This window comes from Rhizobium sp. L43 (assembly GCF_002531725.1).
In the GTDB taxonomy this organism is placed as follows: Bacteria; Pseudomonadota; Alphaproteobacteria; order Rhizobiales; family Rhizobiaceae; genus Rhizobium.
The window spans coordinates 1-1,363 of the sequence record NZ_NWSQ01000085.1 but is presented as its reverse complement, the minus strand read 5'-3'; the positions used below and the strand labels follow the sequence as shown (position 1 = coordinate 1,363).

General features: G+C 56.3%; 1 pseudogene. It reads left to right on the top strand.

Features of this window, described 5'->3' with window-relative positions:
• Window positions 1-91: 91 nt before the first annotated feature.
• Window positions 92-1,363, top strand: a pseudogene (locus CO667_RS34510) (hypothetical protein); the annotation flags it as partial.

The following is a 1,363-nucleotide window of genomic DNA, read 5'->3' as shown; positions in this document are numbered from 1 at the left end:
TTTGATTTCCGGAGGACCGGCATCGATGTACCCAAGACGGAACCAGCCGCGCGATGACGATTCTCGCGAAGTAAGTGGGTGGATCGAAGGCGTGACCGGAGCTTTCGATACGGACGCCTGGATCGAGGACTACTATCCAGAGAGCCGAGACATGGAGCAGGATCCGACCGACTTGCGCCTCGGTTCGCACGATAGTGACGCCGGCGACCGTGTGCCGCGTCGCAGTTCCGTGGGCGGTTCGATGCGAGTGACGCCGCAGTCGCTGGCGCCGGAGAGGGGTTCGGGGCAGCAAGAGGTTGATGCCGCAACGGAGGTCTCAACCGAGGTTCGCGTCGGCGCCAAGCGTGGTCGCCCCGCCGACCGGGACATGCATCCCGATGACGAGTCCCGCATCAACCAGTTCGCGGAAGCAGTCCGAAACTACGAAATTCTACCCGACGGTAGCATCGGCCGAGGGGACGGAAGGGTTCCCGAGCGTACCGTCGAGAACAATTTAGGTATTCTTAGGGGTTTCGCTCGTTGGCTCCGAGCAGAGAACAGAGATTCGATGACTTCTCGGTTTTTAAACGATCCAGATTCACTAGCCGGTGATATCGCGGATTATTGGGCAAGCGGTGAGGACGATCAGAACCGTCTTAACTCAGCACTGTCTCATTTCAGGAGGCTCGCGTCTGAGGGGCAAGAACTCCAAGCCGTTGGACCTGGGCCGCGCCTGATGGGCCGCCGAATTCATGATCCCTATCCCGATGACGCCCGCGTCATTGATGACTTGGTCAACGAAGAGCTGAGTAAGCTCAGACCGGCCTCGATTTCCCGGAAAAATGCCAGTAGCCAACGAAAGTTTAGCGATTGGCTCAAAAGGGAGGGCAGGGGGAGCATAGTCAGCCGACTCACCGGTAGTGATGAGCAGCAACAGTCGTTGCAGGACGATTTTAGGGCCTTTACCAAGGCTGAAGGAAAAAAAGTGGTCGTGAGTTTCGATCGGCTGCGGCAGTATCTAGGCGCCGAGTCGCAGTTGAAACCGCATGAACCTTATCCCGACGACGCCCGCATCATTGATGACCTAGCCAACGAACATTTGAGCAAGCTCGGACCGGACTCGACTTCGCAGAGGAAAGTTGTCCGGACTATGGCCATAAATCAACGGAGGTTTAGTGGTTGGCTCCAAAAGAATGGTCGGGGGAGCATAGTCAGCCGACTCACCGGTAGTGATCAGCAGCAACAGTCGTTGAAGGACGATTTTAGGGAATTTACTACTAACGTTGAAGTAAAAATAAGCGTTGGTTTCGATCGGCTGCGGCAGTATCTAGGCGCCGAGTCGCAGTTGAAACAGCATCATCCTTATCCCGACGACGCCCTCATG